The 6498-nt window shown below is 62.2% G+C and carries 3 protein-coding genes and 2 riboswitches; of the genes, 1 reads left to right on the forward strand and 2 read right to left on the reverse strand.

The annotated features are described in order from the left end of the window. Positions 1-13: 13 nt before the first annotated feature. The gene (gene cobN, locus D6877_RS14965) at positions 14-3862 is read right to left on the reverse strand and encodes a cobaltochelatase subunit CobN (RefSeq protein WP_130911298.1); all 3849 of its coding nucleotides are present in this window, start codon (positions 3860-3862) and stop codon (positions 14-16) included. A gap of 3 nt (positions 3863-3865) precedes the next feature. Continuing rightward, positions 3866-4930, reverse strand: coding sequence for a cobalamin biosynthesis protein CobW (gene cobW, locus D6877_RS14970; RefSeq protein WP_024012737.1), 1065 nt, complete (start codon positions 4928-4930; stop codon positions 3866-3868). A 98-nt stretch (positions 4931-5028) separates the two neighbouring features. Further along, positions 5029-5241, reverse strand: a riboswitch (cobalamin riboswitch). A gap of 751 nt (positions 5242-5992) precedes the next feature. After that, positions 5993-6212, forward strand: a riboswitch (cobalamin riboswitch). A 122-nt stretch (positions 6213-6334) separates the two neighbouring features. Here cobW and D6877_RS14980 point away from each other — a divergent pair. Next, positions 6335-6498 (forward strand): CbtB domain-containing protein (locus D6877_RS14980; protein ID WP_130911300.1); only part of this gene is annotated, 164 nt, incomplete at its 3' end.

Raw genomic sequence — 6498 nt, forward strand, 5'->3', positions numbered from 1 at the left:
AGCTTTTTAGCGGCTACATATCTTCCTCGATATCCAACAGCAAATTCTCCAGCGCCTCTTTATAAGCCCCAGGCTCCTGCCACATCCCGCGCTGCTGCGCTTCGAGCATGCGTTCGGTCATGTCGCGCAACGCATGCGGATTATGCTCACGGACAAAATCCCGGGTTGCCGGATCGAGCAAATATGCCTCCGCCAGCAACGCATATTGATGGTCGTCGATCAATTGCGTAGTCGCATCGAAGGCGAACAGATTATCAACCGTCGCCGCCAGTTCGAACGCGCCTTTGTAGCCGTGACGCTTGATTCCGTCGATCCACTTCGGATTCGCCGCGCGCGAGCGCACCACGCGATTGAGCTCTTCCTTCAAAGTACGAATCTTCGGCAGATCCGGCTGGCTGTGATCGCCGTGATAACTGGCCGCCGCTTCGCCGCGCAGCGTCTCCACCGCAGCGAGCATGCCGCCCTGGAACTGGTAGTAATCGTTGGAATCGAGCAAGTCATGCTCGCGGTTGTCCTGGTTTTGCAGAACTGCCTGTACCTGGCTCAGGCGCTGGCTGAACTGCTCGCGGGCAGCCGTGCCCTCGTCGGCGCCGCCGTAAGCGTAGGCGCCCCAGTTCAGGTAAACCTCGGCGAGGTCTTCGCGGCTCTGCCACAAACGCCCGTCGATGGCGCCTTGCACCCCAGCGCCATACGCCCCCGGTTTCGCGCCGAAGATGCGCCACCCGGCCTGACGCCGCGCGGTATCTTCATCGACGCCCGACTGCAACAGCGCCTGGCGTTCGGCGCGCACCTTGGCGGCCAATGGGTTCAAGTCGTCCGGCTCGTCCAGCGCGGCCACCGCTTGCACGGCGGCGTCGAACAGGCGGATGAGATTGGCAAACGCATCACGGAAAAACCCCGAAACCCGCAGCGTCACGTCGACTCTTGGACGATCGAGCAGACTCAGCGGCAGAATCTCGAAATCATCCACACGCTGACTGCCCGTGGCCCAGACCGGACGCACGCCCATCAGCGCCATGGCTTGGGCGATGTCGTCGCCGCCGGTGCGCATGGTTGCGGTGCCCCAGACCGACAAGCCGAGTTGGCGCAAGTGATCGCCGTGGTCCTGCAAGTGTCGTTCAAGGATAAGCGTCGCCGACTGGAATCCGATGCGCCACGCGGTGGTGGTCGGCAGATTGCGCACGTCCACCGAATAGAAGTTGCGCCCGGTGGGCAGCACATCGAGGCGGCCACGGCTGGGTGCGCCGCTGGGGCCGGCGGGGACGAAACGACCGCTGAGGGCGTCAAGCAGCCCGCGCATTTCGGCCGGGCCACAAGCGTCGAGCCGTGGGGCGACGACTTCGCGTAGATGCTCGAGTATCGAATCAACCTCGGCCCACCCCGCCCCTTGTAGGAGCGAGCCTGCTCGCGAAGGCGTCGGGTCAGACAACTGTTCTTTTACTGACACTCCGCTTTCGCGAGCAGGCTCGCTCGCACAGGGGACATTCAGTGTTTGGGAGATCAGGTCTGCGGCAAACAATTCGAGGCGTTCGCGGGTGTCGCCGGCGGTGCGCCAGACTTCTTCGCTGATGGTCTGCAACTCGGTCGGACGCGGGCCGTTCCAAGGATCGGCCAACGCGCAATCCAGCGGATCAAAACCAAGATCAAACGCTTTGGCCAACGCCCGCAACAGACTCGACTGCGCGCCCTTGCCGTCACCGCGCGGGATGCGCAGCAACGCCAGCAAGGTGTCGATACGCAAGCGGCCGCTCGGCGATTCGCCAAAAATGTGCAACCCATCGCGAATCTGCGATTCCTTCAGGTCGCACAAATAAGTGTCCAGACGCGGCAACCAGATCGCCGCATCGGCATCGCTGTCCAGCGCTGCGTCCAGTTGCAGTTCGCGGTCGATCTGCGTGTCACGCACCAATTGCAGAATGTCGCGTTGCAACTCACGGGCGCGGCGCGGATCGAGCAGTTGCGCCTCGTAATACTCGTCGGCGAGCAGCTCCAGATTGCGCAGCGGCCCGTAGGTTTCGGCGCGGGTCAGTGGCGGCATTAGGTGGTCGATGATCACCGCTTGCGTGCGGCGTTTGGCCTGAGCGCCCTCGCCCGGATCGTTGACGATAAACGGATAGATATTCGGCAGCGGCCCGAGCAGCGCGTCCGGCCAGCAATTCTCCGAAAGGCCGACGCCTTTGCCCGGCAACCATTCGAGATTGCCATGCTTGCCGACGTGGATCACGCCGTGAGCGCCGTAGGTGTTGCGCAACCAGAAATAGAACGCTAGATAACCGTGCGGCGGAACCAGATCCGGGTCGTGGTACACCGCGCTCGGATCGACCTGATAACCGCGGGCGGGCTGGATGCCGACAAAGGTCAGACCGAAACGCAGACCGGCGATCATCAAGCGACCGTCGCGGCACATCGGATCGTTTTGCGGCGATCCCCAACGCTCGACCACCGCAGCGCGATTGGCCTGCGGCAGCGCATTGAACATTGCCAGGTAATCGTCCATCGCCAGGCTCTGCTGGCACGGGCGCAAGTCGAGACTATCGAGGTCGTTGCTGACGCCGCCGAGCAATTGCTGGATCAGCTCGGTGCCGCTGTCGGGCAACTCGGCCGTGATCGGATAACCTTCGGCACGCAATGCGCGGAGGATATTCAGCGCCGCCGCCGGCGTATCGAGGCCGACGCCATTGCCGATGCGGCCGTCGCGGGTCGGGTAGTTGGCGAGGATCAGCGCGATGCGTTTTTCGCCGTTCGGCACGCGTGCCAAAGCTACCCAGCGCCGCGCCAGTTCGGCGACGAAATCCATGCGTTCGGGCTGGGCGCGATAGCAGACCACATCGGACTGGCTGCGCTCGCTGCGCCAGGCCAGATCCTTGAAGCTGATCGGTCGGCTGATGATGCGTCCATCGAGTTCCGGCAAAGCAATGTGCATCGCCAGATCACGCGGCCCGAGACCCTGTTCGCTGTCGCGCCAGCCGGGTTCGTTGTCCTGTGCGCAGATCGCTTGAATCACCGGGATGTTGCGGCGAAACGGGCGCAGATGCGGCGCCTTGGGACTCGATTGGGCAAAACCGGTGGTGTTGAGAATCACCCCCGCCTCGACTTCATCCAGCCAGTCCTCGACCACCGACAGACAACCGGGTTCTTTCAGACTGGCCACCGCGATCGGCAGCGGATTGAGTCCGGCTGCCTGCGAACGCTGGCAGAACACATCGATGAACGCGGTGTTCGCCGCCTGCAAATGCGAGCGATAGAACAACAGCGCCGCCACCGGTTGACCATGCAGCCATTCGGCTTGCCAGTCACTCAGGGCAGCGCTGTTTTTCTGTGGGTGATAAATCGCCGTGCGCGGCAGGGTTTGCGGCTCGCTCCACGGGTAATCGCGGGCGAACCATTGGTTGCCCAGGCAACGGAAGAAATCCAGCGCATTGCCCATGCCGCCCTGACGCAGGAATTGCCAAAGTCGATCGCGTACTTCGGCGCTGACCGTGCTCAAGTCGCTGAGCTCGGGGTCCGGGCGGTCATCGCCGGGCACCAGAATCAGTTGCACGCCGCGTTCGGACAACTCGACCAGCCGCTCGACGCCGTAGCGCCAATAGGCAATGCCGCCATGCAGGGAGATCAGAATGACCTTGGCGTGGCGCAGCACTTCGTCGACATACAGATCGACCGAGGCATGATTCTGCACCTGCATCGGATTGGCCAGGCGCAGGCTCGGGTAGTCATCGGGCAATTGCTGCGCAGCCTCGGCGAGCAGCGCCAGGCTGGAATCGCCACTGCACAGGATCACCAGCTCGGCGGGGGTTTGTCCGAGGTCGGCAATGTTGTCGTCCGAGACGAATCCGCCGGGCTGGGTCCTGAGCAGGTGCATGGCTTAAACGCTGAGCGCAGCGCGCAATTGCGCTTCGAGTTGCGCGGCATCGAGTTCCTGACCGATCAGCACCAGACGCGTGACGCGCGCTTCTTCGGCGCCCCACTGGCGGTCGAAATGCTTGTCGAAACGCGTGCCCACGCCCTGGATCAACAGGCGCATCGGCTTGTTCGGAATCGCCGCGAAACCTTTGACCCGCAGGATGCCGTGCTGCACCACCAATTGCGTCAGCGCGTCGAGCAGCAGGCTTTCGTCGGCTTGCGGAAGTTCGATGGAGATCGAATCGAAGGCGTCGTGATCGTGATCGTCGTCATCACCGTCGTGGTGATGATCGTGGTGACTGTGGCGGCTGTCGATATGCTCTTCGGAGCCGGCACCGAGGCCGATCAACACGTCAAGCGGCAGACGACCGTTGCTGGCTTCGATGATTTTGACTGCCGGCGGCAGCTCTTCGGCGACTTCAGCGCGCACGCGAGCCAGATCTTCCGCGCTGGTCTGGTCGGCTTTGTTGAGGATGACCAGATCAGCACTGGCCAGTTGATCGGCGAACAACTCGTGCAGCGGCGACTCGTGATCAAGGTTCGGATCGAGTTTGCGCTGGGCATCGACCTGATCCGGGAACGCTGCGAAGGTGCCAGCAGCGACGGCCGGGCTGTCGACCACGGTGATCACCGCGTCAACGGTGCAGGCGCTACGGATTTCCGGCCACTGGAAGGCTTGCACCAGCGGTTTTGGCAGGGCCAGGCCCGAGGTTTCAATAAGGATGTGGTCGAGATCGCCGCGACGGGCAACCAGTTCGCGCATTACCGGGAAGAATTCTTCCTGCACCGTGCAGCACAGGCAGCCGTTGGCCAGCTCATATACGCGGCCGCTGGCCTCTTCTTCGGTGCAGCCGATGGTGCATTGCTTGAGGATCTCACCGTCGATACCGAGCTCGCCAAACTCGTTGACGATCACCGCGATACGCCGACCCTGAGCGTTGTCGAGCATGTGCCGCAGCAGCGTGGTTTTGCCCGAACCGAGGAAACCGGTGACGATGGTGACGGGGAGTTTGGCCAGTGTTTTCATCGGTATGCCCTTTGGCAAGCGGCGGGCATACGGGACGAGAACCGGCAGCGCGCGTGCACGCCGGAAGCATTCGCCACCGGATCACCCCGCCCGGTTGTAGTGAGAATCTGTGACGAGGCAGGTCTCCTGGCTGACGGCGTTCAGGCGCGGGGCCTGGCGTTCATTGCGCCTTCCCGCTGGCTCATCGATTGAGCTGGCAGTGGCGTGGCAACGAACATCACCGTTCACAGTTGCGGGGGCAGCCGCGGCTTTGACCGCGTTCCCTTCTTAGCTTCGGCGAGTGCCGAAGAACCTCGAAAGCGCAAGGCTACGCATGGGTCCGTCGTGGGTCAATGGTCGGTGAGTCTGGAACTGGGGGTATATCCGTTGCTGCGGTAACGGCTTCCTATGGTTTCGCTCTTACAGCGAGTCCCTTTTTCAAACGCCGGAGTGCCGGCCCAGCAAAAAGGAACCAAAAGGCTTTGCCCCGGCGTACGGCCCGCTCGCTGGGGCTCGGGGTACCTTCGTTACGGGACCGATCCGGGCGCAGCCTGCTGAAGGGGCAAAAGATCAAAGCCAAAGCAAAAGCCAGATCTAGAGCCCCTCACCCTAGCCCTCTCCCCGAGGGAGAGGGGACTGACCGAGGTGTTCAGGCGAAATACGCCGACTTGCGATATCGAGTCGAATGCAGATTCTGAAAAGCCCGCAAATCGGCTCCCTCTCCCTCGGGAGAGGGCTGGGGTGAGGGGCGAATCCAACACAGATCCAAAGCAGACCACACGCTTTTCACCACTCAACAATGAGCGTTAGCTCGAGTGCTCTTGATCTTGATCCACCGGCGACGTCGGAAGGCTGAGCGGATCAGTCCCGTAGCGAAGGAATCCGAGCCTGCGAGGGCCGAACGCAGGAGCAAGCCTTTTCGGTTACCTTTTCGGCGTCTGGAAAAGGTGACTCGCCGTAAGGGCGAAACCCTAAGCAGCCGTTACCGCAGCAACGGATATACACCCAAAAACATCAAAAAAACGCCCCCCTCGCAGCACCAAAAACGCCCGGAAATTGACTAAAAACCCAAACCCATGTTCTCCTGCCCACCTTGTTACGGGTGCCCTTCACAGGGTGAAACGGGAAACCGGTGAATCATGTGCTTTACTCAAAGCCATGTCAGTCCGGTGCTGCCCCCGCAACGGTAAGCGAGCGAAGCGTCAGATCCACTGTGCCCCGGCATGGGAAGGTGATGCTTGCAGGTCGGCCTCGTGCCAACCCCTCGCAAGCCCGGAGACCGGCCCGCAACACCCAGCGCGCGCAAGCGCGGCTGACCACAAACAAACCCGCGGTGGGCGGGCGCTGTTCGAAATCCCTGCGTGCCCGGCTCGCAGGGATTTTCATGCGCTCTGTTTACCCGCTGACATTTCAGAGGGAAGCGCTATGTCGATCATCAGCAATACCGTCAGCCACACTGACCACATCTCCAGCAGCACCACACTCGGCCAACGCGTCGCCGCCGCCCTCTTCGCCTCGATCCTCGGTGCCAGCCTGGTCTGGTTCGCCGGTTTCTCGCACATCGAAGCGGTGCACAACGCCGCCCACGA

Source organism: Pseudomonas sp. Sample_9 (assembly GCF_004307535.1).
In the GTDB taxonomy this organism is placed as follows: domain Bacteria; phylum Pseudomonadota; class Gammaproteobacteria; order Pseudomonadales; family Pseudomonadaceae; genus Aquipseudomonas; species Aquipseudomonas mercuritolerans.